Source organism: Oceanobacter sp. 4_MG-2023 (genome assembly GCF_030689165.1).
In the GTDB taxonomy this organism is placed as follows: Bacteria; Pseudomonadota; Gammaproteobacteria; order Pseudomonadales; family Oceanobacteraceae; genus Oceanobacter.
In genome coordinates, this window is the sequence record NZ_JAUYVV010000009.1 from 47,347 (window position 1) to 73,939 (window position 26,593).

The following is a 26,593-nucleotide window of genomic DNA, read 5'->3' on the forward strand; positions in this document are numbered from 1 at the left end:
CGTCACTGATTGAATCATTTTCCTGCCGGCGTATTCAGCTCAATCACAGGCTGAATTCGGTTAATACAAATACAGCCACTTGTCGGGTAATACCAGCCCACTTCTATATCCCATAGCCGAGTGCCGTATTGACGCTCAGGCGCTGGTTGCTGATACGCCGGTTTGGGGTCTTGGCTGAGGCATTGTTCAATCAGATCGACCAGGGGGTTGCCGCTGTGTTGCTGCAGTTGTTGGGCCGTTGCCAGGGCGTCGGTGTCCCAGTGCACCTGAATGGGTTCAGGGGCATCGGCGGCAATATGATTCCAGGCCTGATCGATATGATCGGCATAAGGGACATAGGGTTTGATGTCGATAATGGGAGTCCGATCCAGCAAGTCGACTCCGCTGACGGTCAGGGTTGTGGCGTTGATCTGCTCGATTTTGACCAGGGATTGACCAATGGCATTGGGGCGATGGCTGCTGCGGGTCGCAAATACGCCGAGTTTGCTGTTGCCGCCCAGACGCGGTGGACGAACCCGCATTCGAGGCGTACTGCCCGGTGCTGCCATGGCCTGGTGGAACAGGAAAATCAGCCAGACATGACTGACTTGCTCAAGGCCATCGAATGCCAGCGGATCATCAAATGGTGGCAGCAGGGTGATTTCTCCCCGGGCAGCCGGTGCCAGCATGGGCTGCCTCGGGATGGCAAATTTTTCACGGAATGGCGTATGGGCAATGGCAACGGGTGATAAAGAATACATGGTGCTGTGATGTCTCGGCTGCAGCGGCCCCTTGCGGAGCAAAATGTCAGTATATCGGGTGGCTTGTTGCGTTGCAGTGATTGTCATGGTTGTTATCCTTGCAGGCCCATGACAATGAGCATGTGAAGTCGCGGGGGAACATGGTTAAATTGGCCATAGCGCTCTCCGCTTTCAGAGAGCTGATGTTGGACTGAATACAGGATACGGTTGAATGAGTGAGCAAGCAGAACCAGGCGTTTCGTCTCTGACAGCACGTCTGCAAAATTGGTGGTCGGATGGTGGTGCCTGGCGTACCGGTATATTGGTATTGTTGGCGGTCTGTTTGTTGTTGTCTGTGGTGCTGGGGTTTATCTGGAGTAATGAACCCGATGCCTTTGCCGTCAGGGAATCCGCCAATACCCGTGCCGAAGCCATGGGCGTGACACCGGTGATCGGCTTCACCACCACCAGTACCCTGATCACCATTACCGACACCCTGTTGCATAAGTCGGGGGGGTATTTGAGTAACGACATTTTTCCTCCGGGTCTCTGGCTCGATAATATTCCCAACTGGGAATTTGGTGTGTTGGTGCAGGTACGGGATTTTTCCCGGGCGCTCCGCAAGGATTTCAGCCGCTCCCAGAGCCAGTCGACCGAAGACAAGGATCTGGCCATCGCGGAACCACAACTGAATTTCGACAGTGACAGCTGGGCAGTGCCGTCTACCGAGTCGGAATACGGCCGTGGTCTGAAAGCGCTGGAAGCCTACTTGCAGCGTTTGTCTGACCCGAACGAACAAACGGCCCAGTTTTATGCCCGCTCTGACAATCTCCGGCAATGGCTGATGGACGTTGAGACCCGTCTCGGCAGTTTGTCGCAGCGCCTCAGTGCATCGGTTGGCAAACGTCGCCTGAATACTGATTTGGCCGGTGATACGGCGGCCCGCCAGGCAACCCCGAACGACTACGATCAGGAAGTAAAAACCCCGTGGCATAAGATTGACGACGTCTTTTATGAAACCCGTGGAACGGCTTGGGCCTTGTCTCATTTATTACGGGCGATCGAAGTGGATTTTAACGACGTACTGGAAAAGAAAAATGCGCTGGTGAGCCTGCGTCAAATCATTCGTGAGCTGGAAGGTACGCAAGAACCCATCTGGTCTCCAGTGATTCTGAATGGCAGCGGTTTTGGTTTGTTTGCCAACCACTCACTGGTGATGGCATCTTATATCTCTCGGGCCAATGCGGCGATTGCCGACTTGCGGGAGCTGCTGTCCCAGGGCTGATGGTTCTGTGAGCTGACAAGCAGTCAGACCTGTCAGGGTCTGGCTGTTTTGCTTTATGTTTGCTTATCGTTTTATCCTCTCCGTTTACCCCCCGGCTTCCGCCTGCCAATGTGCCTGTCACACAAGTGTCATATTCAAGCAACCTTTTTGAAATATTACAGAAACATACTGCAGCCTGAAAATAGGGTGCGGGTGCTTGTTTGCTTGCCGTTTATCACCGAAACAATGTTGCAACCTTAATCGGTTGTTGGCGTTCGTTGTCGGCAGATCAGACCTCCCCCGAACTTAATATCTTAAAATCCTTCAGGGGGCTCAATGAAACCGACTCGAGTGTTGCTTACCGCAGCGTCAACGCTATTCATTTCTCAAGTGATGGCTGGTGAAGCCGTGTTTTATATCACCGAAGACGGTGCATCCATCCGTGATGTAGCAGTCAGTGTTGATGGACAAAAGCAATTGATCGGTAAAACCGGTTTTGTCAGTTTTGATATCAACAGCGGTACTCACAGTGTCGAACTGTCCAAGTATGGCGAATGGCTCGGTGAGTTTGAGTTCAGTACCGAGAGTGTTGATCAAAATGCCGAAATCCAGATAGATGTTCTGGGTGGTGAAGCGCTGGAAGACGTCTTTGTTTACACGCCAGGACAAGAAGAAGTACCGGCGTTAGGGCAGATTTCAGGTTATCTGGAATCAGAAGAAACCGGTGGTGCTGTGGCGGGTGCCAGCATCTCGTTGTCCGGAACAGATATGGCGGTAGTGACTGATGAAGATGGTTACTTCAGCTTTGAATTACCACGGGGCAGCTACGATGTATCGATTGCTCACCCGAACTATGGCCAGCGTGACGTCAGTGACGTACGAGTGATGGCCAATGTGAACACCGGCGTTAACCTGACGCTGGGTATGTCGGGCAACGGCGTGATCGAAGAAGTCGTGGCTGTTGGTTCCTACATTCCTTCAACCACGACTGCGCAAGAGCGTGATTCCTCGGCGGTACTGGATTCAATCGGTTCTGAACAGATGGCACGTTTTGGGGATTCAAACGCGGCGTCTGCACTGAAACGTGTTGCCGGTGTGACGATTGCGGGTGGCAAATATGTGGTTGCACGCGGTTTGAATGAACGTCATACCAGCATTATGCTGAATGGCGCATCGTTGCCAAGCCCTGATCCTTCCCGTCGTGTTGTGCCTCTGGATATTTTCCCTTCCTCGATTCTTGATGGTATTGATGTTCAGAAAACCGCAACTCCGGATGTATATGCTGACTCTACTGGCAGTATCGTCAAGCTGACCACTAAAAAATTCCCGACTGAATTTGAAGGAAAGTTTTCCGCTAGCCTGGGTTATACCGAAGGTTTGACGCTGGAAGATCGTACTGTGCAACAGTCGGAAGGATTGGATTTCCTTGGATTTGGTGCCGACGGTGATCGTGCAATCCCGGCGTCGCTAGAATCCTATGATTCGGATACAGCTTCCAGTAGTGATCGTGTTGCTGCTGCAGAGGCCATGTCTGAAAATCTGGCTACTGAAAGCCGTACCATCATGCCGGACCTGTCGCTTGAGTTGAGCATGGGAAATACGCTGGTGGATAACGATGATCTCACCTTTGGCTATAAAGCATCGGTAAAGTATTCCAATACCTGGTCTAGCCAGGATCGCCAAGACGCGACGAACTTACTGTCGGGCGATAGTGTTGTGGTCGATGATTCGTACGATGTAGCGCGCACATCAAACGATATCAATCTGGGTTTTGGTTTGACGCTGGGCGCTATCATCGGTAATGCAGAGTATGCCAGTAACACCTTGTTGCTGCGTCAGACGCATTCGGAAACCACGGTAAAAGACGGTATTGGTGGTGACCAGGATCGACTGTCTCTTTCATACGAAATGGATTGGCTGGAGCGTCAATTCCTGTTCCAGCAATTTACTGGCGATCATTATGTGCCAGAACTGCTTGACTCCACACTGCAATGGCAGATTTCCTTCTCGCAGGCGTCACTGGATAACCCTGATCGTCGTTCGTACAGCTTCCAGGTTCCTGAGGGAGATGATGACTATGTGCTGTATTGGAGTACTCTGGATCGCAGCTATAATGAAATGACAGATACCAATATCGATTTTGGCACCAATGTGGAAAGCCTGTTGATATCTGAAGATTCATATGAATTGAAAGCAATATATGGTTTTTCTGTATTCAGCCGGGAGCGTGATGCGGATGGTACGGAATTTGGTTATTCTTCTACATCCACGACTGCTGATGGTTATGAAGGCAATCAGAATATTCAGGAAATTGTTAATGAAACTGTCGCCGCGGGTGATACATATCTGCTGAATAACTCATCGGCCTCCAGTGATTACGATGCGACCTGGAATTATATGGCATATTACTTGGGTGCAGAATTTGATCAGTTCGATACCTTTAAAGCCAATCTTGGTTTCCGTATTGAAGATTCCTCCATCGAAGTAAATACCTATTCTTTGGGTACCGGTTCGGCGATCAAGGCGAAGCTGGATAATAACGACGTTTTTCTGTCGCTGGGTGGTACGGCATTTATTACTGAAGATACCCAGTTGCGTCTGGCTGTTTATCAAACCCAGAATCGTCCGGACTTCCGGGAATTGGCTAACGCTCAATACACCGATCCTGAAACAGGCGACACAATTCGCGGCTATGACGAATTGGTGAGTGCTGATGTCATGAACTACGATGTGCGTGGTGAATGGTACTTCTCTGAAACTGAGTCCGTCACATTGGCTCTGTTTCACAAGGAGTTTGACAATCCGATTGAGAAAACCTTGATGACCGGTGGTGAAGTCTTTTCATACCGCAATGGGGAAGACGGTACGGTGAGTGGCGTGGAGATGGATTTCAGGAAAGAAATGGAACTGATGGCAGCAAGTACTTTTGTCTCAGGTAACCTGTCGATTATGGAATCTGAAGTGACCATTTCGGGTGAATCCCGTGATATGCAAGGCCAGCCGGATATGTTGGCTAACGTGCAAGCGGGTTATGACGATTTTGAAAATGGATTGGAATATACCGTTGTCGTCAATTATCAAGGTGAATCATTGTATTCGGCAACACTGGCAGGCAGTAGCAGCCCTGAAGTTATTCAAGAGCCGCGTACAGAAGTTGACTTTAATATGAATTACGACCTGGGTAATGATATGACGATCAAGGGCAGCCTTAAAAACCTGCTGGATCAAGAAGTTGAATTAACCCAAAGTGGTAATGTTTATCGTTCTTATAAAAAAGGTCGTGAGGCAACGATTGGATTGTCCATGATGTTCTGATCGACTGAACCGAGTATGGGGGGAGATGGTTGCTTTCCTATATTCGGTTCATCTTCAGCCTGTTTATTTAATAAAAATGTCATGCAATGTTGTTAATTTGTGGACGTTGAATTTTTGTATGCCTAAATCTAAAGGAAAGACCATGGAACTGAATAAATTATTCGTAGCTTTGACAGCGGTATCTGCCTTGGCTCTGACTGCATGTGGTAGCGATAGCGATAGCGATAGCAATAGTGACAGCAGCAATGACGATAGCTCTGAAGTTTGTGCCACTGTTGGCACTTTGTCTGATGAGACTTACACCATCGATGGAACAGATATGGCTATCTGTAACCTGTCAGGCACTATTTCTGAAGATGCCACACTGACCGATGAATACGTTTATCGCCTGAACGGTTACGTTACAGTTGGTAACGGCGCTGATGAAATCTCTGCAGTAAGTGATGTCGAAGAAGTTACTCTGACTATCGATGCAGGCGTTCAGTTCCGCTCTTCTGGTCGTGGCTCTTTGATTATCTCTCGTGGATCTAACATCGAAGCCAACGGTACAGCTGATGCTCCAATCCTGATGGCGTCTGAAGATTATGACCTGGAAGGTCAAGGCGAATGGGGTGGTCTGGTTCTGCAAGGTTTCGCCAAGAACAACAACTGTGGCCCGGATATGCCTGAAGTCTGTAACGTTGCTGATGAAGCCGATACCGGTTTCCATGGCGGTAACGACGATGCAGACAACAGCGGTTCTATCCAGTACCTGATCGTTGCTGAAGGTGGCTACGAAGTTGCTGAAGACCAAGAAGTCAACGGTATCACCATGCACTCTGTTGGTTACGGCACCAGCATTGAAAACGTGATGGTATATGGCAACGCGGATGACGGTGTTGAATTCTTTGGTGGTGCGGTTAACGTTAAAAACCTGATTCTGGTTGATAACGGTGATGAATCTATCGACTGGGATGACGGTTACCGCGGTAACATCCAGTTTGCTCTGGTTCGTCAAGGCGTATCAAACGCTGGCGATAACGGCATCGAAGCAGACAATGCTGGCCTGTCTAACACCGCTGAGCCAGTCTCTAACCCAATGCTGTCTAACATCACGTTCCAGACTGCCGCTGAAGGTTCTTCATTCCTGATGCGCGCCAAAGTCGGTACTCAAGGCACTCTGTCTAAAGTAGCGGCTGATAACTATGCCAGCGCTTTCCGTATCGCTAACCCAGAAACTTCTGTGACTCTGGATAACGTTCTGGTTGAATTCACCGGTACTGAAGCAAGCAATATTTTGCGTCTGGATGATGAAGCAACAGAAGACAACATCAGTGGTTGGTCTTCAACGTCTACCAGTGACACTGTTGAACTGGGCGCTGCTTTTGAAGTAACTGGTTCTGAGTCAACTCTGGCCGCCGCTACTACGGATGAGTCTGCTAACGGTAGCACTGGTTTCTTTGTAGAGACTAACTACATCGGTGCTGTTGCTCCGACAGTTACCTCTGCTGAAAATGCCTGGTGGTTCTGGGCAAGCGAAGTTATCCCAGCTGCTTTTGAAGACTAATAATCTGGCTACTGCCTGATTAAACAAAAACGGCGCCTTCGGGCGCCGTTTTTATTGGTGTTGCTCACGTTATTGTCATCTATCACCGTCATAATTAGCATCAACACAAGATAGAGCGCGGCGCGCAAGCAATGTAACAGAAGTGTCATGTTGCTTGAGTAGTCTGCGCACTCAAATTGGGGAGTCTGTTTTTATAACAGGCATCACGGAGTCTATACGGGTAATACATATGCCAATGCAACTGCGAACTCGAAATATTCTGGCCGCAGCCATACTCAGCGCCGGTGTTGTGTTTGGCGCTACGGCCGCTGATGTCAACACGGCGATCGACAAGGGTGTCAACCGCGTCAGTAACGCGCAGGCGTCTCAGCAAAAAATCGATTCCATCGATAGCAGCATTCGTGCGGCAGAGCGTGAATATCGTGGTGTCGTCAAGGAATCCGATGGTCTGAAAGTATACATCGAGCAACTCGACAAGCAGCTTGCCGCTCAGGAAGAAGAGCTGGCTGGTATTGAAGAAAGCATTGAACAGGTCACACTGGTTGAGCGTCAGGTAACACCTTTGATGCTACGTATGATTGATTCGATTGATCAGTTTGTACAAGCCGATGTACCGTTTCTGCTTGAAGAACGCACTGGGCGTGTCAACGCGCTGAAAGCCTTGATGGGACGTTCCGACGTCACCGTGGCAGAAAAATACCGCAAGGTGATGGAAGCCTACCAGGCTGAAATCGATTATGGCCGTACCATCGAATCGTTCCGGGGCACCCTGGAAGGCCGTGAAGTGGACTTCTTGCGGGTTGGTCGTATTTCCCTGATGTATCAGTCTCTGGATGGCAACGTTCTGGGCGTCTGGAACAGCGCCGCAAAAGCCTGGGAAACACTGGACCCATCGATGAAAAGCAAGCTGATGGCAGGTATCCGTATTGCACGTGAGCAAGCGGCTCCCAGCCTGATCAAAGTACCTGTTGCAGCAGCTCAGGAGGCCAAATAATGAAATTCAAGGCACTATTACTGTCAGCTACGCTGGCTTTGGGTATCAACACCGCAGTGGCTGCTGAAGCCGTTTCTGTTGATTCCCTGTTGAATCTGGTGAAGCAGGGACAGGCCCGGGACAATCAGGAATTTCAACAACGCCTCAAGCGTTTTAATTCCGACAAGGCCACCCAGGAAAAAATGCTGGCCGATGCCCGTAAAGAACGTAACAACCTGCTGAAAGACAGCGAAACCAAGGAAAACAAATTTCAGACCAACGAAACCACGGTGGCAGAAGCACAAGAGCGTCTGACCAACCGCATGGGTTCGTTGAAAGAATTGTTTGGTGTACTGCAGCAAGTGGCGGGTGATACCAAGTCGATTTTTGAAGGATCGGTTATCAGCTCTGAGCTGCCAGGCCGTGATGCTTTCCTGAAAGACCTGATCATTACTGCCGGTTCATCTTCCAAGCTGCCATCCATCGAACAGCTGGAACAGCTGTGGTTCGAGATGCAGCGTGAAATGACTTATAGCGGTCGTGTTGCCAAATACAACGCAGATGTTGTTATCCCCAGTGGTGAAACGGTACAGAAAGACGTTATCCGTGTGGGTGGGTTCAACGTTGTGTCCGGTGGCAAATACCTGAACTGGGATCTGGAAGCCGGTCGTCTGGTCGAATTGGACAAGCAACCTGGTGGACGTTACACCGACCCGGCTACCGAACTGGCTGCTGCTTCAGGTACCGACCTGACCAGCTTCTGGATTGACCCGTCACGTGGCCAATTGCTGAAAATCATGGGCCAATCACCAGAACTGGGCGATCGTGTCGACCAGGGTGGTGTTGTGGGTTACATCATTATTGCACTGGGTGGCATTGGTATCCTGCTGGCGATTTGGCGGATGCTGGTGTTGATGCTTGAAAGCGGTCGTATCCGCAAGCAAATGGCTACTGAAACCCCGAGTGATAATAACGCTCTGGGTCGCGTGATGGCGGTTTTCCAGGCCAATAAAGATGCCGATATCGAAACACTGGAATTGCATCTGGGTGAGGCCATTTCGGCTGAAATACCAAAGCTGACCCGTGCTATTGGCTGGATCAAGATTATCTCTGTAGTAGCACCGCTGCTGGGTCTGCTGGGTACGGTGACTGGTATGATCGATGTGTTTGAAACCATGTCGCTGTTTGGTACCGGTGATCCGAAACTGATGGCTGGTGGTATTTCCCAGGCACTGGTTACGACGGTTCTGGGTCTGGTGGCTGCAATTCCTTGTGTGTTCTTGCACACACTCACCAACAACCGCAGTCGCGAGTTGATGATGATTCTGGAAGAGCGGGCGACAGGGATCCTGGCGCGCCAGTCCGAACAACAACACGCTAAAGCGGCGTAATCTCATGTTGGGTGAACTGTACGAACCCGTTTACCTGTTCATGGAGCGTGGAGGCGATGTCCTCTACGCCATCTGTGGGCTGGTTTTTATTCTGTGGTTGTTGGTTCTTGAGCGTGTTGGCTACTTCCTGTTTGTTTATCGGACGTCGCTGACGTCGGCGATAAGCGAATGGGAAGGGCGCAACGAACGTCGCTCCTGGGCAGCGCACCAGATCCGCCAGGATCTGATCAGTCAGCTGTCTTTTGAACTTTCTGCCAATATGAGCACTATCAAAATGTTGATCGGCCTTGCACCGCTGTTCGGGTTGCTGGGTACTGTCAGTGGCATGATCGAGGTATTTGACGTGATGGCGTATCTGGGCAATGGCAGTCCCAAGGCCATGGCATCCGGTATCTCTAAAGCGACGATTCCGACCATGGCAGGTATGGTAGGTGCTATTACCGGTGTGTTTGCTCAGTCCTTGCTGGATCGCTATATCAAGCGTGAAAAGATCCGCATTGAAGACAAGCTGACCTTCGATCACTAATTCAAGAGAAGATTGCTATGAGACGCGGTTTTTCAAATTTGACCCCACAGGCTGAAGAGGGCGAGATCGACATTACTCCCATGCTGGACGTAGTGTTTATCATGCTGATCTTTTTCATCGTGACGGCTTCTTTCGTAAAAGAATCCGGTATCGAAGTCAATCGTCCGGATGCCAGTACATCCAACGCCAAACCACGGGCGAATATCCTGATTGCCATCAATGACCTTGGCGAAATCTGGATTAACAAGCGCCGGGTTGATGAAAGCCAGGTACGGGCCAACATCGAACGGATGCACGCTGAAAATCCACAGGGTACGGTGGTGATTCAGGCAGACGAAGAAGCCAAGACCAAGCAGTTGGTCGCAGTGATGGATGCTGCTCGGGCCGCCGGGGTATATGACGTATCTCTGGCAACAGAGGAGCGCTAGGTATGTTCCTGACCCTGCTACGCTTTGGTGCAGCCCTGGCCGTTGCAGCGGTTGCGACCTTTGCCGTTTTCTGGATGATGCAGAGCCTGATCAGTACTGGCGGCTCTGTACTTAACGAGAATGATTTTGGCCGCATCGAAAGCTTTGTCATGAGCAAGCCGGATGATGAGGTGCAAACCAAGGAACGCAAACCGCGCAAGCCACCGGCTGCAGCAAAAGAGCCGCCCAAGCCGGATATGCCCAAGCCCCAGATTGCCAAGGCATCAACCGATGGGTTTGATGTTGGCGGATTTGATATGGGTGCCGAGCTGAGCGTTGATGCCGGGTTGTCTGGTGGTTCCGGCGATGGTGATTTCTTGCCAATCGTCAAAGTGGCCCCTAACTATCCACGTCGTGCGGCACAGAAAGGTATCGAGGGCTATGTGGTGGTTGAATTTACGGTAACCAGTCTGGGTACCGTGATTGACCCTGTCGTGATTGAAGCCGCGCCACCGAATATCTTTGATCGTGAGGCGATGGCGGCAGTGAAGAAATTCAAATACAAGCCCAAGGTGGAAGATGGAAAAGCGGTTGCCGTCACCGGTGTTCGTAACATTATTCGCTTTGAACTTGAGAAAAACGGCAGATAACCGGAGGTAGCATGAAAAAGCCAATTGCCTTGTTGAGTGCCGGCCTGATGGTATGCTCGCTGTCTTTTATCAGTGTGGGTGCCGTCAGTGTTCAGGCGGCAGAGCAGTCCAGCGCTGAATCCAGCAAAAAACGTGTGCGTCGCTCCGCGACCATGCGTCCGGTTATTTACAAGAAACTGGACGGCGCACGTGAGCTGGCTGATGCCAAGAAATATCAGGATGCGTTGAAAGAACTGCAGTCGCTGGAGAAACGCAGACGTAACTCCTATGAGACCGCCATGACGCATAACATGTATGCGTATGTGTATTTCAATCAGGAAAAATACAAGTCAGCGGCTGCCGCTTATGAACAGGTTTTATCCGTTGGCAACATTCCGGAAAGTCTGGAACAAACCACGCTGTACAGCCTGTCGAAGTTGTACTTGATTCAGGAGGACTACAAAAAAGCACTGGTTCCTCTGAACAAGTGGTTCGGGATCGTCGAGTCTGCGAATGCAGAGTCCTTTGTCCTGCGGGCGCAGATTTATTTCCAGGTCGAGCAATACAGCAAGGCGTTGCCGGATGTGAAGAAGGCCATCGCCATGACCAAGGAAACGGGCAAGATGCCCCGTGAAAACTGGTTGATGCTGGAGCGGGCTGTGTATTACCAGAACAAGGACTTCAAAAACCTGGCTCGGTGTCTGCAAGACCTCGCGACCTTGTATCCGAAATCTCAATACTGGGTGCAACTTGCGGCCGTTTACAGTGAGCTGAACCAACCGAAGAAAGAGCTGGCAACACTGGAAACCGCTTTTGAGCAGGGAATGCTGACCAAGGAAAGTGAGCTGGTGAATTATGCACAAGCGCTGCTGGGTCAGGATATTCCTTACAAGGCCGCCAGTATTCTGACTTCAGGGATGGAAAAAGGCGTGATCAAGGAAAGCGCTCGCAGCTTGTCGTTACTGGGTGATGCCTGGATGCTGGCGAAGGAATACGATCAGGCCATTGGTGTGATGACCAAGGCAGCGGATCTGTCGCACAAGGGCAGTGATTATTTCAAGCTGGCGCAGATTCATACTGAGCGTCAGGAATGGAATCTTGCCCTCAGCAACGTCAAGTTGGCTATCGCACAAGGCGACTTGACGCAGCCACATTCGGCGCTGATTCTGCAGGGATTGATCCTGTTTAATCTCGATGAGTTAACGGCGGCCAAAGGCACGTTTGTTAAAGCCCGGGGTTATGACGCGGCAACCAAGACTGCCGACCAGTGGATCAAATATATCGAAGACGAAGAACAGCGTCGGGCATATATGGCCGCTTCATCCTGATAGCAACAGCAATAGACACAAAAAAACCGCTCTTGTAGCGGTTTTTTTGTGTCTGTTTATCGGCATCGTCCGCATCCAGTCATGACTCCAGAATAGAGACCAGCTCTCTGGCTTTGTTTAACGCCGGGCTGATGCTTTCTGCCTCCAGGATACTGTCGGGGCGATAGATCAACAAAAACCCGTCGCTCAGTTCAATATTGATCGAGTCATGCTGCTCCAGCCACTGACAGAGATCGCCGTTCAGTTTGATACGGATGGCATGAGGCTTGATCGCTGAGATTTTCCACTGCTGTAATGTAGGCGGCAATTCGGCGCTGGCCAGCGGGATGCAGCGGTCTGGCATTGGGTCAACAAACTGGTCGCGGGAGTGGGCGCCGGGGTTGTAAGGGCTGGCCCGGAATCTCCCCACATGCTGGTGTTTGCATTCGATCAGCAGCAGCGTTTGCTGGGAGATACCATGAGCCGTAATCATCGGATAATCGAAAATCTTGTAGGCTCGTTGCTGCCAGTCTCCGCGCAGCTGGTGGCGGCCATGGCGAATCTGGCTCTGGTGGAACAGCTCAAAGCCTGCTGCCCTGAGTTCCCGATCCAGCGCCGCATATCCCTGATACTCTGCTTCCAGATGTGGTGCCAGTTGACGGCGTGATTTCCCTGCGGCGTTTTGTGTCAGATACAAGAGCGCCCCCAAAGTGCCTGCCAGCAAGAACACAATCAGCACAGATAAGACAATGGTCATAACAGATTCGTTTTGGCTCGTATTTCCGTGGAGTGTACCATCTCACCGGTCTACCCGAGCTGGAATGATCCGGCCGGTCTCCAGTCCAAAGGAATCGAGTGTGAGTACATCCTCCGACGTTACATTCAAAACACTGTCTGCCCGGGGTGGCTTCAAGATAGGCTTGGTGAGTCTGACTCGCGCCAAGTCGATGAATGCCTTGACCCGGGAGATGATTCAGGCCATTGGTCGTCGCCTGGCCCGCTGGCAACAGAGCAAGCGTATTGTTGCTGTGGTGATTCAGGGAGAAGGGCGCTGTTTCTGCAGTGGTGGCGATATTCGTCAGTTGTACGACGGTATTGCCGATGGCGATGAAACAGGGCTCAAACAAGCGGATCAGTTTTTTGAGCTGGAATACAAAACCAATATCCAGCTGCACCGTTTTACCAAACCACTGATCGCCTGGGGCCATGGTTATGTGATGGGCGGCGGGCTGGGATTATTCCTGACGGCCAATCATCGTATTGGCACTACCTCAATGCAGCTGGCCTGGCCGGAAGTGCGTATCGGCTTGTTTCCGGATGTACTGGGAAGCTGGTATTTATCCCGTATTGAACCGGCGTTGGGGTATTGGATGGGGCTGACCGGGATGCCGATCAATTCGACCGATGCGCTGTCGCAACGCCTGATTGACTACCAGATGGCCGATGGTGACCTGGAACCCTTGATCGGGCAACTACGTCGCCTGGACTGGACGGAACGCACACCGGATAACCAGCTGTTGGTGCGGCATTTGTTGGGTAACTGGTCAACGCCGGCGGCAGCAGACAAGCCTGAGAGTGACTGGTTACGTACCGGAGCGACGATCACCGAGATGATGGCACCGGTTATCCAGCAAGGACTTGTGGCACTGCCTGCCGCTGATGCGGATCAGGATGCCTGGGTTCAGCGTGGGTTGAACCAGCATCATGCAGGTTGTCCAGCCACGGCCCGATTGCTGGTTGCCCAGTTGGCGCTCGGCAGGCACATGAGTCTGGTTGAAGCAGCCCGGCTGGAGCTGGTTATGGCCTGGCAGGCATGTCGTCACCCGGATCTGGTGGCAGGTATCCGGGCGTTACTGATTGACCGGGGAGCGCTGCCGCAGTGGCAGCATGCGACCCCTGCCAGTGTGCCGGATCAGTGGGTCAAAGCCTTGATGACATCGCCCTGGAAGCGTGATGAGCACCCGTTCGCTAATTTGTAGCGTGCAACGGGTGCCTTGACTTCGAGAGTGACGTGTTACTCCGCGGTTGCTGGACTGATAGCAAAAGGCAGTGGGGTAACCGTGATTGGCGTTCCATCGTCAAGGGTCAGAGGTTCTTCTGGTTCACCGTTCAAAACCAGTAAACCACCGGTACCGTGCCAGCTGGCCACTTCGCCAACCGCTTTGATACTGGTCTTGACCGGGCTGAGCAAATCCGGAGTGGCTTCGTCCGCGCAGGTCGCTTTGACCAGTTGCTTCTTGGCTTTACCCAGATACTGCACTCGGGCGACTACTTCCTGCCCGGTGTAACAGCCTTTTTTGAAATTGACGCCATCCAGCTTGTCCCAAGCGATATGCTGCGGAATCCAGTGTTCAACACTTTTTTGAGTGACCCATACCAGCCCGGCCTGAATATCCTGCTGCTGCCATTCCGCCTGCGCTAATGGTGTGCTGTCTGGTGTTGTAGGGGCGGTATCCGCCCAGCATTCAATCCTGCCATCCGGCCAGTTCAGCAGTAGAGCATCGTGCTGTTTTTGCAGTGTGCGTTCGCTAACCGCAGCAGGTACGGATGTTTGATAGCCGAAGATGGCCGTTGACAAGGGAGTCAGTGACACCTTGTAAAAGACGGCATACTTGCTGAGGTGGCGCTGGAATAACTCCGTTACATCCGTCGCGAGCCGAAATATAAAGCGGTCATCCGTATGTGCCAGCATAAAGTTGGTCACCATCCGGCCTTTGGCGTTACAGCAAGCGCCAAGGGTCCACTGGCCATCGGCCAGCCCGGTTACGTCACAGGTCAGTTGGCCTTGCAGTAGTCGGGCCGCATCCGGGCCGGTCACTTCCAGTAATGAAAAGTCTGACAAGCGGTTGTCTGTTGCTATTGGTGCAGTCGAGATCGTGTTCATAAATTCCTCCTTTCAGCCAGTGTACTCCGGTTTGTATTCGGGGTGCATGATTCGCATTCAATCTCTGTATGGCTGTCGCCTGAGTAAGTGACGGGGATGGTGTTGTTTTTGGTGTGCGTTGCAGGTTCAAGGATGGGGTGGCGCTGGTATACTGGCGCCATTGAACAGGAGAGTAATGTGATCGACGAAACTGAAGTTAAACGTCTGTGGTGGCACAGCCGTCGCGGGATGCTGGAACTGGATGTATTGCTGGTGCCCTTTGTTGAAAAAGCCTATCGCACCCTGGAGCGTGAAGACCAGTTGCGTTATCAGGCGCTGATTGATCATGAAGACACGGATTTGTTTGCCTGGTTTCTGGAGCGGGTGATTCCGGATGATCCGGAAATGCACAAAATAGTGGTGCGGGTACTGGAACATGCACGGAACCCCTGAGCTGTTGTGGCGGTTGCATTCCAGCCTCTGGCAAACCGTCCTGGATGTGCTGGCCTTGCTGACACTCTGCTCGCTGCTGCTGGTGTATCAGTATGGCGTGTGGCTGGCGTTGTCCGCGGGTCTGTTGGTATTGGCCATATACGCTGTCTGGTATGGCAAACAGGATCCGGTGGTTGGCTTGCAGAAGCTTGGCGTTATGGATGAGTCCGCCAGTATTCCTCATTGGCGACTGATCCATCGCAGTGGCTATACCCGAATGGTACGTTGGCGGGCAGGGAGTGTCCGGCGCAGCCATCTGCTGATCTTGCGTTATTCTGTCTGGCCCTGGCAGGGGCTGGTACTGCGCCGTTGTAATTTTGACTCGGAGCAGCACTTCAAGGCGCTGCAACGGGTGTTGTACAGCGAACTGTAAATCGCCACGGTTGGTTCTTGTGTAACGCTACAGCTCACCCAGTTCTCGTAAATGTTTGGCAGTGACGACGGTATCAAAGGCTCTTGGCAGTGGCTCTGGGTAATCCCGGCTGTAATGTAGCCCCCGGCTTTCACGGCGCAACAGGGCTGAGCGGATGATGATATCGGCGACATCGACCAGGTTACGTAATTCCAGCAAGTCGGCGGTAACCAGATGGTTGCTGTAAAACTCCTGGATTTCCTGTCGCAACAGTTGCACGCGGTGTTTGGCGCGTAACAGGCGTTTGGTGGTACGGACAATCCCGACGTAATCCCACATGAAACGCCGCAATTCATCCCAGTTGTGGGCAATCACGACGTCTTCATCGGAATCGGTCACCAGGCTGGCATCCCAGGCCGGTACATCCGGAATATCCGGTACCGAGTTCAGGCTTTCAATAATATGGGTAGCCGCTGAACGGGCGTAGACCAGACATTCGAGCAAAGAGTTGCTGGCCAGGCGGTTGGCACCGTGCAATCCGGTACAGGCCGTTTCGCCAATGGCATACAGACCGTCGATATCAGTGCGGCCAAAATGGTCGGTGACGACGCCTCCACAGGTATAGTGCGAGGCCGGTACAATCGGAATGGGTTCATTCAGGATGTCGATGCCGAGTTCGAGGCAACGTTCCAGAATGGTGGGGAAGTGCTGGCGAATAAAGTCGTCCGGCTTGTGGCTGATATCCAGATACAGACAGTTAGCTCCGAGGCGTTTCATTTCGTGGTCGATGGCACGGGCAACGATATCCCGGGGTGCCAGTTCGCCCCGAGCGTCAAAACGATCCATAAAGCGGCTGCCATCGGGCAGTAACAGCTTGCCGCCTTCCCCCCGTACCGCTTCACTGATCAGGAAGGATGTGGCGACCGGATGGTACAGACAGGTGGGATGAAACTGGTTGAATTCCATGTTGGCGATACGGCAACCAGCGCGCCATGCCATGGCAATGCCATCCCCCGAGGCGATATCCGGGTTGGTGGTGTACAAATACACTTTGCTGGCACCACCAGTGGCCAGCACGGTGGCCCTGGCGGTAATGGCGGCAACCTTGCGAGTGTCCTTGTCGAGGAAATAAGCCCCGATACAGGCTTGGCCATCAAGTCCGAGCTTGTCTCGAGTAATCAGGTCAACGGCGATATACTGGTGTAACAGATGCAGGTTGGGTTGCTCTCTGGCACGCTCGATCAGTGTGTCGGAGATGGCCAGCCCGGTGGCATCGGCGGCGTGGATAATACGGCGGGCGCTGTGACCGCCTTCCCGGGTCAGGTGGAAACGCTGATCGCCTCCCTGTTCGGCAATACCGTCCAGGGTGAAGGGCACACCGCTATCGATCAGCCACTGGATGGCAGAGGCTGAGTTTTCTACCGTAAAGCGCACGGCAGATTCGTTACAGAGTCCGGCACCGGCAATCAGGGTATCAGAGACGTGGGCGTCGACACTGTCGGTGGCGTCGAGTACGCCAGCTACGCCCCCTTGTGCCCAGCGTGTTGAGCCGCTGTCCAGTTGGTCTTTGCTGATCACTGCCACTTGCAGGTGAGAAGGTAATGATAACGCCAGTGTCAGGCCAGCCGCTCCGCTGCCAATGATGAGGACGTCGAAGGTCAGTTGTTCGCTCATGGTCATCTGATTTCTGTTAACGATAGGGGTTTATAATGCCAGCCAAAGCGCTGACAGAATACGTGTCAGGGAAATATTCCTGAACTTTTCGCTCGGCGCCCAGTCTTCCATTTACAGCCACAGTGGAGGCCCGTACAGTGACCAGCGCAGCAATTTTGACAAAACAGCCCAAGAAGGCGTCGGAACAAGGCATGACAGATCATCAAAATACGGACCGGCAACTGGTCGCAAGGGTTCAGAAAGGTGATCGTCGCGCCTTTGACTTGCTGGTGCTCAAATATCAGCATCGTATCCTGTCTTTGGTTGGACGTTTTGTGTCCGATTTTGCTGAAGCACAGGATGTTACCCAGGAAGCGTTTGTGAAAGCCTACAAGGCTTTGCCCAATTTTCGCGGTGACAGTGCGTTCTATACCTGGATGTATCGGATCGCTGTAAACACTGCCAAAAATCATCTGGTCAGCCGTGGTCGGAAGACACCGACCCATGACATCGATCCGGATGATGCCGAATTTTTCGGCGATTATAGCCCTATGCGTGATATCGAAACACCGGATGGGTTGTTGCAACGGGACCAGTTGCGCGACGTGGTGTTTGGCGCCATTGAGGCATTACCCGATGATCTGCGTATGGCCATCACATTGAGGGAAATGGACGGACTCAGCTATGAAGAAATAGCTGAAGCAATGGATTGTCCAATTGGTACGGTTCGCTCCCGGATTTTCCGGGCTCGTGAAGCGATAGACAAGAAAATGCAGCCATTGCTTATGGCCACTGCGTGACGGTCTGGAAGGTAACAATAATGAACGATCGTATGAATGAATCTATCTCGGCCCTGGTTGACGGAGAAGCCGATGAACTTGAAGTTCGTCGGGCTTTGAACCAGCTTGAACAGGATGAAGAACTGCGTGAGCGCTGGAGCCGCTATCAGCTGATGGGCGCGCTGATGCGCGAAGAACCGGCCACTACGGTCGACTTGTCTCGCGGTATCATGCAAGCCATTTCAGGTGAGCCGATGGATGAAGTACCGGCCCGACAAACCGCTGCTCATGAGCCGGTTCCGGCTGTCGACGTTGCGGAAACCGAACACAGCCATTCATGGCGTAAACGCAGTGGCTGGATTGCTTCTGGTGCCGTGGCTGCCTCGGTGACTCTGGCGGTGCTGATGAGTGTCCGGGTGATGGATGGCGCAAGCTCGGTGCAACCGGTTTCTGTTGCGGCGGTGGATACACCCAGCCTGAATGTGCAGAGTGCTGAAAGCAAGATGGTGGCAGGATCGGATATTGCCACAGACTCAGCCTCGACGCTTGAAAGTGGTTTTGGTCTGAACGGCAGCAATATCAGCCTGGTTTCCATGGATGCCGGCGAGCTTTCCGACACACTGACAGAAGAGCAGTTAAGCTCTGCCCAAAGCCGATTGCATGAATATGTGATGCAGCACAGTGAGCACGCGGCACTGAATACTGGCAGAGGACTGATGCCATTTGCCCGGGTTACCAGCTTTGAACAAGGCGGAGATGCCCAGCAGTGAGAGCCGCCTGGTGTGTTCTGACCCTGGGGCTGGCGCTGGTTAATCCCGTTAATGCCAGTCCGGCAGGTTCGGATAACCAGATTACCGATAACGCTATAGCCTCAGTACATGCCTCCGGTCCGAGACAGTGGCTGGCCCGCATGTCTCACGCCATCAAGGAAGTCAACTACCAGGGGGTACTGGTATTCGGCAATGACCGGCTCTGGCACACCATGGCCATCAGTCATGCGATGGTCGATGGTGTTGAATATGAAAAAATCTCTCATCTGACCGGCCACCCCCGGGAAATCATCCGGGTCGGACAGGACGTCAGTTGTACCCACCCGGATGATCAGGCATTACGGATGTATGATCAGACCGCTAATCTGTTGTCTGGCATTGACCCGGATCTTCCGGCCCTGGGGTCCTACTACCAGATTCGACAAGCCCGATCCGAAAGAATTGCTGGCCGGGATGCCTTGCAAATCCAGGTAGTGCCGAATGATACTTTCCGTTTTGGCCAGAACCTCTGGCTGGATAAAGAAACCGGTTTGTTGTTACGATCGGATCTGGTTGACCAGTCGCGCCAGGTGATCGAGCGTTATCAGTTCGCCGAGATCCGTATTGGCCAGAGCATTCCATCCACCGAGTTTGATGCACCGCCAGACAGCCATCAGTATGTCTCTCATTTGGGAGCTTCAGCGGCGACGGCGTTAATCCAGCATCAGCAAGATTGGTATCCGGACTGGGTACCCCCTGGTTTTACCCGGTCAACGGAGTCCGATGCGACAGCGGGTGCAGCGTTATTGTACAGTGACGGTTTGTCGGCCTTTACCTTGTTTGTTGACCAGGTTGAGCAGGACTCCATGCCGGATATGAGCCGGCGCTGGGGCGCAACGGCGGCGGTGGTACGGCATCAGCGTGCTGGCGAACGCAGAATGAGGATTACAGTTGTTGGCGAGTTGCCGATGGCGACGGCCAAGCGTATTGCTTTGTCGGTACGTTATGCGGGTAATCATCCGATTTCAGAGAGGTAACCATCCATGCCACGTGAAATGGTTGAAGTAAAAGAAGTCGCAAACGGCGGCGTCTGGGTTGAAGGTCTGCAACAGAGCGCTTGTGGCAGTTGTAATTCACGGGCGGGCTGTGGTCAGGCGACACTTAGCAGTATGGGCAAGCCGATACGACTGTGGGTTGCCACAGAATACGTGTTGGAACCCGGTCAGCAAGTGGTGCTGGATCTGCCGTCTGGCAGTCTGGCTGCCAGTGCAGCGACGCTGTATGGCGTGCCACTGGTGGGATTGATTCTGGGAGCTGCGGCTGGCCAGACTTCTGGCGGTGATGTCGCTGCCTTGGTGGTCGGCGTTCTGGGGCTGGCAGGAGGCTTGTTACTGGCGCGTTATATTGCCAATCTGAAACGCCAGCAATGGCTGCCGGCAATTGTTTCTGTGTGTTCGGAATTCTAGCCACAAAATCGACTCTATAATCTCTGCTTGTTACGTTGGTTCACCATTCCCTTGGTGTTAATCATGATCTCGTATTGCCGTTAAAAAGGGTTATCTATGACCAGGATATTCAAATTACTGTTTCCCGTTGTGTTATTGCTGGCATCTGCAGTGCACGCCAGTCTGCCGGATTTTCGTGATCTGGTGAAAGAAGCGTCACCGGCAGTGGTGAATATCAGTACGATACAGCATGTCAGTAGCGGATCCAGCAGTTCGTATCAGCAACGTTATGGCCTGCCGGAAGATGTTCCGGAAATATTCCGGCACTTTTTTGGCGTGCCGTCGCCTTCCCCTCGTGGAGAGCAGGAAAAAACATCTTTGGGCTCCGGTTTTATCGTGTCGCACGATGGTTATATTCTGACGAATAACCATGTGATTCAGGATGCCGACGAAATTATCGTGCGGCTCAACGACCGGCGCGAACTGGAAGCCAAGCTGATCGGGGCCGACAAGAGTTCCGATCTGGCTTTGCTCAAGGTTGAAGCCGATGATCTGCCTATCGTCAGGATGGGAGACTCCGACGCTCTGGATGTGGGGGAATGGGTGGTGGCTATTGGCTCGCCGTTCGGTTTTGACTATTCCGTAACCGCGGGGATTGTCAGCGCCAAAGGACGCAGTTTGCCAAACGAAAACTACGTGCCGTTTATCCAGACCGACGTGGCGATCAATCCGGGTAACTCCGGTGGGCCATTGTTTAACCTGGATGGCAAGGTAGTGGGTATTAACTCTCAGATTTACACGCGTTCCGGTGGGTTTATGGGGGTGTCGTTCGCCATTCCGATTAACGTCGCCATGGATGTGGCGGATCAGCTAAAAGAAAGTGGCGCCGTAAGTCGTGGCTGGCTGGGTGTCGTGATACAGGAAGTCAGCAAGGATCTGGCAGAATCGTTTGGCCTGGAGAAAGCCGCGGGTGCACTGGTTGCCCAGGTGGTACCAGACAGTCCTGCAGAGCAAGCCGGATTGAAAAATGGCGATATTATTACCCGTTTTAATGGCGAAACCATTTACCTGTCATCAGACTTGCCGCATCAGGTCGGGCGGGTTCGTCCCGGTACTGAGGTCCGTATTGACTTGGTTCGTAATGGCAAACGCAAGCGCCTGAATGTGGAAGTAGGGACGCTGTCGAATGATAAAACACAGACACTGGCATCCAACACGACGCCGGGAGAGTTCAGTAGCGATGCAATCGGGGCGCTGGTTGCCGACTTGAACGACAGTCAGCGTCAGAAACTGGGCTTTGATGGCGTGCTGGTCAAGGCGATCAAGGATGGCCCAGCTGCGGTTTCTGGTTTGATGCCGGGAGATGTAATTACCATGATTTATGGCGAAAGCATTAATAATCTGGATGATTTCAAACGGGTTGTGAGTGGATTGCCAGGGGATCGTAGTGTGCCTATGCGTATTGTACGCCGCGGTTCGGCACTGTTTATTCCACTGCGAGTTCCGAAATAACCTCGCAACCGGGGGCAGATAGCGATACAACAACGGCAACGTCAGGTTGCCGTTGTTGTATCTGCAACCTGGTTGGCGATCCGGGTTGACTCTTTATTAGCCATGTATGACGCTTTCAAGTAAAATCCCGCCCCATTTCTTTTGCTGCCTGGATGTAATTCTGTGAGCCACCTGGACCACATTCGTAACTTTTCCATTATCGCCCACATCGACCATGGCAAATCCACGCTGTCGGATCGGATTATTCAGATCTGTGGCGGGTTGACCAACCGTGAAATGCAGCAGCAAGTGCTCGATTCCATGGATATTGAGCGTGAGCGTGGTATTACCATCAAGGCACAAAGCGTGACGCTGGATTATGTTGCCAAAAATGGCGAGACCTATCAGCTGAACTTTATTGATACGCCGGGACATGTTGATTTCAGCTACGAAGTGTCGCGTTCATTGTTTGCCTGCGAAGGGGCCTTGCTGGTGGTGGATGCTGCCCAGGGGGTTGAAGCCCAGTCGGTTGCCAACTGTTACACCGCCATTGAGCAAGGCCTGGAAGTGCGGCCGGTTCTGAACAAGATGGATTTGCCGCAGGCTGACCCGGACAAGGTTGCCCAGGAAATAGAAGATATTATTGGGCTGGATGCTACTGAAGCGGTACGTTGCAGTGCCAAAAGCGGCCTGAACGTCGAAGATGTACTGGAAGATCTGGTGGCCCATATTCCGCCTCCGGAAGGCAATATTGATGGCCCGCTGCAAGCCCTGATCATTGACTCCTGGTTTGATTCCTACCTTGGCGTTGTGTCTCTGGTACGGGTAAAGAACGGGGTTATGCGTAAAGGCGACAAGATTCGTCTCAAGAGTACCGGCAAGGATCATCTGGTTGATGGGGTGGGCATTTTCACACCCAAGCGCCACGAAAAGAAAGAGCTGCGTACCGGTGAAGTGGGTTATATGGTTGCCGGTATCAAGGACATTCATGGGGCGCCGGTGGGGGATACTATCGTTGGAGCCAAGTTCCCGGATACGGCAGCGTTACCAGGATTCCAGAAGGTCAAACCACAGGTGTATGCCGGTTTATTCCCGGTGAGCTCGGATGACTTTGAAAGCTTCCGCGATGCGTTGGAAAAACTCTCCCTGAACGATGCTTCGCTGTTTCACGAGCCAGAAAATTCTGATGCGCTTGGGTTTGGTTTCCGCTGTGGATTCCTGGGCATGCTGCATATGGAGATTATCCAGGAGCGGCTCGAACGCGAATACGACATGGATCTGATTACCACTGCGCCAACGGTGATTTATCAGGTGGTTACCCAGAAGGGCGATATTCTGGAAGTGGATAACCCGTCCAAGCTGCCAGATATTGGCTCTATCACGGAAATGCGTGAGCCGATTGCTGAAGCCAATATTCTGGTACCACAAGAATATCTGGGTAATGTGATCTCGCTGTGTATCGACAAGCGTGGCGTGCAGCTGGATATGCAATACACCGGCAGCCAGGTGGCATTGAAGTACGAATTGCCAATGGGTGAAGTGGTGATGGACTTCTTTGACCGCCTGAAGTCGGCCAGTCGTGGCTTTGCCTCGCTGGATTATAACTTCAGTCGTTTTGAAGCGGCGCCATTGGTGCGACTGGATGTGCTGGTTAATGGAGAACGGGTGGATGCGCTGGCAGTGATTATGCACCGTGATAATGTCCGCCGTCGGGGCGCGGCCTTGACCGAAAAAATGAAAGAACTGATTCCCCGGCAGATGTTTGATGTTGCGATTCAGGCGGCGATGGGGAATCAGGTAGTTGCCCGCACCACCATCAAGGCGCTGCGTAAAAACGTGACAGCCAAGTGTTATGGCGGTGACGTCAGTCGCAAGAAAAAGCTGTTGCAGAAGCAAAAAGACGGCAAAAAGCGTATGAAACAAATAGGCAGTGTTGAAATTCCCCAGTCAGCATTTCTGGCTGTTCTCAAGGTGGATGACTAATGAAAAAGCAAGCAGGCATGTCGTTTTACTCTGTCATTATGGTCTTGGTGATGGTTGGTGTGCTGGCCAAAGCGGCCATCGCCGTTATGCCCATGTATTGGGATGACCGCATGTTGCAGCAGGTGCTGGATACCTTGCATAGTTCAAAAACCATCACGGCGACCACGTCGGTCAAAGAAGTACACAAGGTCATGGCAGCGCGTATCAGCTCCAACAACCTGAATATTACTATCGATGACATGGTAGTGATGCGCACCAAAGGCGCAGTGACCATCGACTGGACTTACGAAGTCAAAGAACATTTCATGGGCAACCTGTATGTTATTGGCCAATTTACTCATCATGAAGAATTTCAATAAGTGAATGACCCTCTGTTAAAACTTTCCCAGCGCCTGGGCTACACCTTTAAAAATGAACAACTGGTGACTCTGGCGCTTACCCACCGCAGTAAAGGTGGTACCAACAACGAGCGCCTTGAATTTCTGGGTGACTCCATTCTTAATTTTGTTGTTGCTGAAGATCTTTACCAGCGTTTTGATCAGGCTCGTGAAGGCAAACTCAGTCGCTTGCGTGCCCGCATGGTCAAGGGTAAAACCCTGGCCGACCTGGCTCGTGAATTCGACCTGGGAGATTTCCTGATTCTGGGGTCTGGTGAACTGAAAAGTGGTGGACATCGGCGCGAGTCCATTTTGGCGGATACGGTAGAGGCTCTGATTGGTGCCATCTATCTGGACGCTGGCCTGGATGCTGCGCGTCGCTGTATTCTGAGCTGGTATCAGACCCGGCTGGATGAACTGTCTCTGGAAGACCCGATCAAGGACCCCAAAACCCGCTTGCAGGAGTATCAGCAGAGCAAACACTTGCCTCTGCCCAAATACAATGTATTGGCGTTGACGGGGCCAACCAACGAGCAGATATTCAAGGTCGAAGTCCAGATTCAGGATGCCGAACCCCAGGTCGCCGAAGGTGCCAGTCGTCGGGCTGCAGAACAGGCTGCGGCGATGCAAGTACTGACCGAGCTCGGTATCCGAGAGGAAGAAAAATGACACAACGCACCGGGTTTGTTGCCATCGTCGGTCGCCCCAATGTGGGCAAGTCGACACTGCTCAATCGTATTCTTGGGCAGAAACTGTCCATTACCTCCCGCAAGCCGCAAACCACTCGCCACCAGATTCTGGGTATCAAGACAGAAGAGGATGTGCAGGTGGTATATGTCGATACACCAGGCATACACCTGCATCAGGAAAAAGCCATCAACCGCTATATGAACAAGGCGGCCACAACGGCAGTAAAAGATGTTGATCTGGTTGTTATGGTCGTCGACCGGACGCGCTGGACGGAAGAAGACGACCTGGTATTACAAGCCGTCAGCCAACAACGGGCGCCGGTGGTGCTGGTGGTCAACAAGGTCGACTTTATCAAGGATAAAGACGAAGAATTACTGCCGTATCTGCAAACCCTGTCCGAGCGGTATGCCTTCGCCCAGATCGTTCCGCTGAGCGCCAAAACCGGCCGTAACGTCGATCGGCTGGAATCCTTGATCAACAGTTATTTGCCAGAAGCCGGGTATTTTTATCCGGAAGACCAGATTACTGATCGCAGCTCCCGCTTTCTGGCGGCAGAACTGGTGCGCGAAAAAATCATGCGTCAGCTGGGGGATGAGCTTCCTTACGCCATGACGGTTGAAATCGAAGAGTTTACCCACGACGGTCGGCTGGCAGAAATCAGCGCCCTGATTCTGGTCGAACGCTCATCGCAAAAGCGTATTGTGATCGGTGATGCTGGCTCTCGTATCAAACAAATTGGCCAGGATGCCCGTAAGGATATGGAGATTCTGTTCGACTGCAAGGTGATGCTGAACCTGTGGGTCAAGGTCAAAGCCAACTGGTCTGATGATGAGCGTGCCTTGCGTAGTTTGGGTTACGACGACCGCGTCTGATGCAAGCACTGGTGGTGTTACACCGGCAACCGGCCGGAGAATCCGGCTGGTTGCTGTCTGCCCTGTGTGAGCAAGACGGTTTTCAGCTGTTGCTGGCTCCCCGGCGCAAAACATTACACCTGCACCAGGTTTATCAGGGGGTCTGGCAAGCCGAACAGGATTGGCCCCGATTGGTGCTGGCTGACCCTCAGCAGACGTTTTTCCTGACAGGAGAGGCGCTGTTTTGTACCGCTTACCTGAACGAGCTGTTGTTACGTCTGTTACCTCAGGGTGAATCGTTTCCCGGCTTGTATCAGCGTTATACCCATACCTTGAGGGCACTGGCCGACGGGCAGGCAGCGGAACCCTGGTTGCGTATGTTTGAGTATCAGCTGCTGTCGGATTTGGGGCTGGGTTTTCATTGGCATCGGGATCAGACTGGCGCTGCAATCCAGGCATCGGCTTATTATGCTTTTGAAGCGCAGGCCGGGTTTGCAGTAACCCGAGATCCTGCTGGTTTCCCCGGCTCGATATTACTGGCGATTCATCAGGGCCAGTTAGGCATAACCGAACTGCGGCTGGCCAAGTGGGTATTGCGGCAGGCGTTATCGGAATGCTTGTCACGGCCGCTAAACAGCCGCCGCTTGTTTGACCTGCCTGGTCATGCGGCACAGGTACAGGCACCGGATGCCGGACGCCTCGCTGCTGTTAAATTCCCCGCTGGTGATTTACCCTCTGATTGTCATTGAGCTGTTCAAAGACTGCTTGTTCAGTGACTTATCCCCTATTGA

The 26,593-nt window shown here is 52.4% G+C and carries 26 protein-coding genes; 22 read left to right on the forward strand and 4 right to left on the reverse strand.

The window, feature by feature from the left end; all coding sequences use genetic code 11:
• Positions 1–14: 14 nt before the first annotated feature.
• The gene (gene tsaA / locus Q8W24_RS08515; protein ID WP_305475038.1) at positions 15–827 is read right to left on the reverse strand and encodes a tRNA (N6-threonylcarbamoyladenosine(37)-N6)-methyltransferase TrmO; all 813 of its coding nucleotides are present in this window, start codon (positions 825–827) and stop codon (positions 15–17) included.
• 124 nt (positions 828–951) lie between these two features.
• Here tsaA and Q8W24_RS08520 point away from each other — a divergent pair, with 124 nt between their 5' ends.
• The 9 genes from Q8W24_RS08520 to Q8W24_RS08560 all read left to right on the forward strand — a co-directional run bounded on the left by Q8W24_RS08520 (position 952) and on the right by Q8W24_RS08560 (position 12,098).
• Positions 952–2,004 (forward strand): DUF2333 family protein, encoded by a 1,053-nt coding sequence (locus tag Q8W24_RS08520; protein WP_368501383.1) that lies wholly within the window; start codon positions 952–954, stop codon positions 2,002–2,004.
• A 315-nt stretch (positions 2,005–2,319) separates the two neighbouring features.
• A complete protein-coding gene (locus tag Q8W24_RS08525) occupies positions 2,320–5,298 on the forward strand; it encodes a TonB-dependent receptor (RefSeq protein ID WP_305475040.1) in 2,979 nt (992 codons plus the stop codon).
• Between the two features lie 142 nt (positions 5,299–5,440).
• A complete protein-coding gene (locus Q8W24_RS08530) occupies positions 5,441–6,844 on the forward strand; it encodes a hypothetical protein (RefSeq protein ID WP_305475042.1) in 1,404 nt (467 codons plus the stop codon).
• A gap of 229 nt (positions 6,845–7,073) precedes the next feature.
• Positions 7,074–7,838: a DUF3450 domain-containing protein gene (locus tag Q8W24_RS08535; RefSeq protein ID WP_303433432.1), complete on the forward strand. Its 765-nt coding sequence runs from the start codon at positions 7,074–7,076 to the stop codon at positions 7,836–7,838.
• Positions 7,838–9,208: a MotA/TolQ/ExbB proton channel family protein gene (locus Q8W24_RS08540; protein WP_303433430.1), complete on the forward strand. Its 1,371-nt coding sequence runs from the start codon at positions 7,838–7,840 to the stop codon at positions 9,206–9,208. The genes Q8W24_RS08535 and Q8W24_RS08540 overlap by 1 nt, the downstream gene beginning before the upstream one ends.
• A 4-nt stretch (positions 9,209–9,212) precedes the next feature.
• Positions 9,213–9,734, forward strand: coding sequence for a MotA/TolQ/ExbB proton channel family protein (locus tag Q8W24_RS08545; RefSeq protein ID WP_303433428.1), 522 nt, complete (start codon positions 9,213–9,215; stop codon positions 9,732–9,734).
• A 17-nt stretch (positions 9,735–9,751) separates the two neighbouring features.
• Positions 9,752–10,162, forward strand: coding sequence for a biopolymer transporter ExbD (locus Q8W24_RS08550; protein WP_303433427.1), 411 nt, complete (start codon positions 9,752–9,754; stop codon positions 10,160–10,162).
• Between the two features lie 2 nt (positions 10,163–10,164).
• Complete coding sequence (locus Q8W24_RS08555) at positions 10,165–10,791, forward strand: energy transducer TonB (protein ID WP_303433425.1); 627 nt, start codon at positions 10,165–10,167, stop codon at positions 10,789–10,791.
• Between the two features lie 11 nt (positions 10,792–10,802).
• Entirely contained in the window at positions 10,803–12,098 is a 1,296-nt protein-coding gene (locus Q8W24_RS08560) for a tetratricopeptide repeat protein (RefSeq protein WP_305475043.1), read from the forward strand.
• Between the two features lie 79 nt (positions 12,099–12,177).
• Here Q8W24_RS08560 and Q8W24_RS08565 read toward each other — a convergent pair whose 3' ends face one another.
• Entirely contained in the window at positions 12,178–12,834 is a 657-nt protein-coding gene (locus tag Q8W24_RS08565) for a hypothetical protein (protein WP_305475045.1), read from the reverse strand.
• Between the two features lie 100 nt (positions 12,835–12,934).
• On the opposite strand from Q8W24_RS08565, the gene Q8W24_RS08570 reads away from it, so the two are divergent.
• Complete coding sequence (locus Q8W24_RS08570; RefSeq protein ID WP_305415409.1) at positions 12,935–14,056, forward strand: enoyl-CoA hydratase/isomerase family protein; 1,122 nt, start codon at positions 12,935–12,937, stop codon at positions 14,054–14,056.
• Positions 14,057–14,091: 35 nt separating this feature from the next.
• Here the strand turns inward: Q8W24_RS08570 and Q8W24_RS08575 are convergent, their stop codons facing one another.
• On the reverse strand, positions 14,092–14,961 hold the full coding sequence (locus Q8W24_RS08575) for a folate-binding protein YgfZ (protein ID WP_305475046.1): 870 nt from the start codon (positions 14,959–14,961) through the stop codon (positions 14,092–14,094).
• 177 nt (positions 14,962–15,138) lie between these two features.
• On the opposite strand from Q8W24_RS08575, the gene Q8W24_RS08580 reads away from it, so the two are divergent.
• Positions 15,139–15,393, forward strand: a complete 255-nt coding sequence (locus Q8W24_RS08580; protein WP_303433417.1) for a succinate dehydrogenase assembly factor 2 — start codon at positions 15,139–15,141, stop codon at positions 15,391–15,393.
• Entirely contained in the window at positions 15,377–15,805 is a 429-nt protein-coding gene (locus Q8W24_RS08585; RefSeq protein WP_305475047.1) for a hypothetical protein, read from the forward strand. Before Q8W24_RS08580 ends, Q8W24_RS08585 begins: the two co-directional genes overlap by 17 nt.
• 27 nt (positions 15,806–15,832) lie before the next feature.
• On the opposite strand, the gene nadB is transcribed toward Q8W24_RS08585, so the two are convergent.
• A complete protein-coding gene (gene nadB, locus Q8W24_RS08590; protein WP_303433413.1) occupies positions 15,833–17,458 on the reverse strand; it encodes an L-aspartate oxidase in 1,626 nt (541 codons plus the stop codon).
• A gap of 191 nt (positions 17,459–17,649) precedes the next feature.
• On the opposite strand from nadB, the gene rpoE reads away from it, so the two are divergent.
• The 10 genes from rpoE to Q8W24_RS08640 all read left to right on the forward strand — a co-directional run bounded on the left by rpoE (position 17,650) and on the right by Q8W24_RS08640 (position 26,551).
• A complete protein-coding gene (rpoE, locus tag Q8W24_RS08595) occupies positions 17,650–18,237 on the forward strand; it encodes an RNA polymerase sigma factor RpoE (RefSeq protein WP_303433412.1) in 588 nt (195 codons plus the stop codon).
• A 20-nt stretch (positions 18,238–18,257) separates the two neighbouring features.
• A complete protein-coding gene (locus Q8W24_RS08600; protein ID WP_305451948.1) occupies positions 18,258–18,986 on the forward strand; it encodes a sigma-E factor negative regulatory protein in 729 nt (242 codons plus the stop codon).
• Positions 18,983–20,002 carry a MucB/RseB C-terminal domain-containing protein gene (locus Q8W24_RS08605; RefSeq protein ID WP_305475048.1) on the forward strand — a complete coding sequence of 340 codons (1,020 nt, stop codon included), beginning with the start codon at positions 18,983–18,985 and terminating at the stop codon, positions 20,000–20,002. The genes Q8W24_RS08600 and Q8W24_RS08605 overlap by 4 nt, the downstream gene beginning before the upstream one ends.
• A 6-nt stretch (positions 20,003–20,008) precedes the next feature.
• Positions 20,009–20,431, forward strand: a complete 423-nt coding sequence (locus Q8W24_RS08610) for a SoxR reducing system RseC family protein (protein WP_303433408.1) — start codon at positions 20,009–20,011, stop codon at positions 20,429–20,431.
• Between the two features lie 96 nt (positions 20,432–20,527).
• Entirely contained in the window at positions 20,528–21,922 is a 1,395-nt protein-coding gene (locus tag Q8W24_RS08615; protein ID WP_303433406.1) for a DegQ family serine endoprotease, read from the forward strand.
• A 162-nt stretch (positions 21,923–22,084) separates the two neighbouring features.
• Complete coding sequence (gene lepA / locus Q8W24_RS08620; RefSeq protein WP_303433405.1) at positions 22,085–23,884, forward strand: translation elongation factor 4; 1,800 nt, start codon at positions 22,085–22,087, stop codon at positions 23,882–23,884.
• Positions 23,884–24,243 carry a DUF4845 domain-containing protein gene (locus Q8W24_RS08625; protein ID WP_303433404.1) on the forward strand — a complete coding sequence of 120 codons (360 nt, stop codon included), beginning with the start codon at positions 23,884–23,886 and terminating at the stop codon, positions 24,241–24,243. Before lepA ends, Q8W24_RS08625 begins: the two co-directional genes overlap by 1 nt.
• A complete protein-coding gene (gene rnc / locus Q8W24_RS08630) occupies positions 24,244–24,930 on the forward strand; it encodes a ribonuclease III (RefSeq protein WP_303433403.1) in 687 nt (228 codons plus the stop codon).
• Positions 24,927–25,823 (forward strand): GTPase Era, encoded by an 897-nt coding sequence (era, locus tag Q8W24_RS08635; RefSeq protein ID WP_303433400.1) that lies wholly within the window; start codon positions 24,927–24,929, stop codon positions 25,821–25,823. The genes rnc and era overlap by 4 nt, the downstream gene beginning before the upstream one ends.
• Positions 25,823–26,551, forward strand: coding sequence for a DNA repair protein RecO (locus tag Q8W24_RS08640; protein ID WP_305475049.1), 729 nt, complete (start codon positions 25,823–25,825; stop codon positions 26,549–26,551). The genes era and Q8W24_RS08640 overlap by 1 nt, the downstream gene beginning before the upstream one ends.
• Positions 26,552–26,593: the final 42 nt, after the last annotated feature.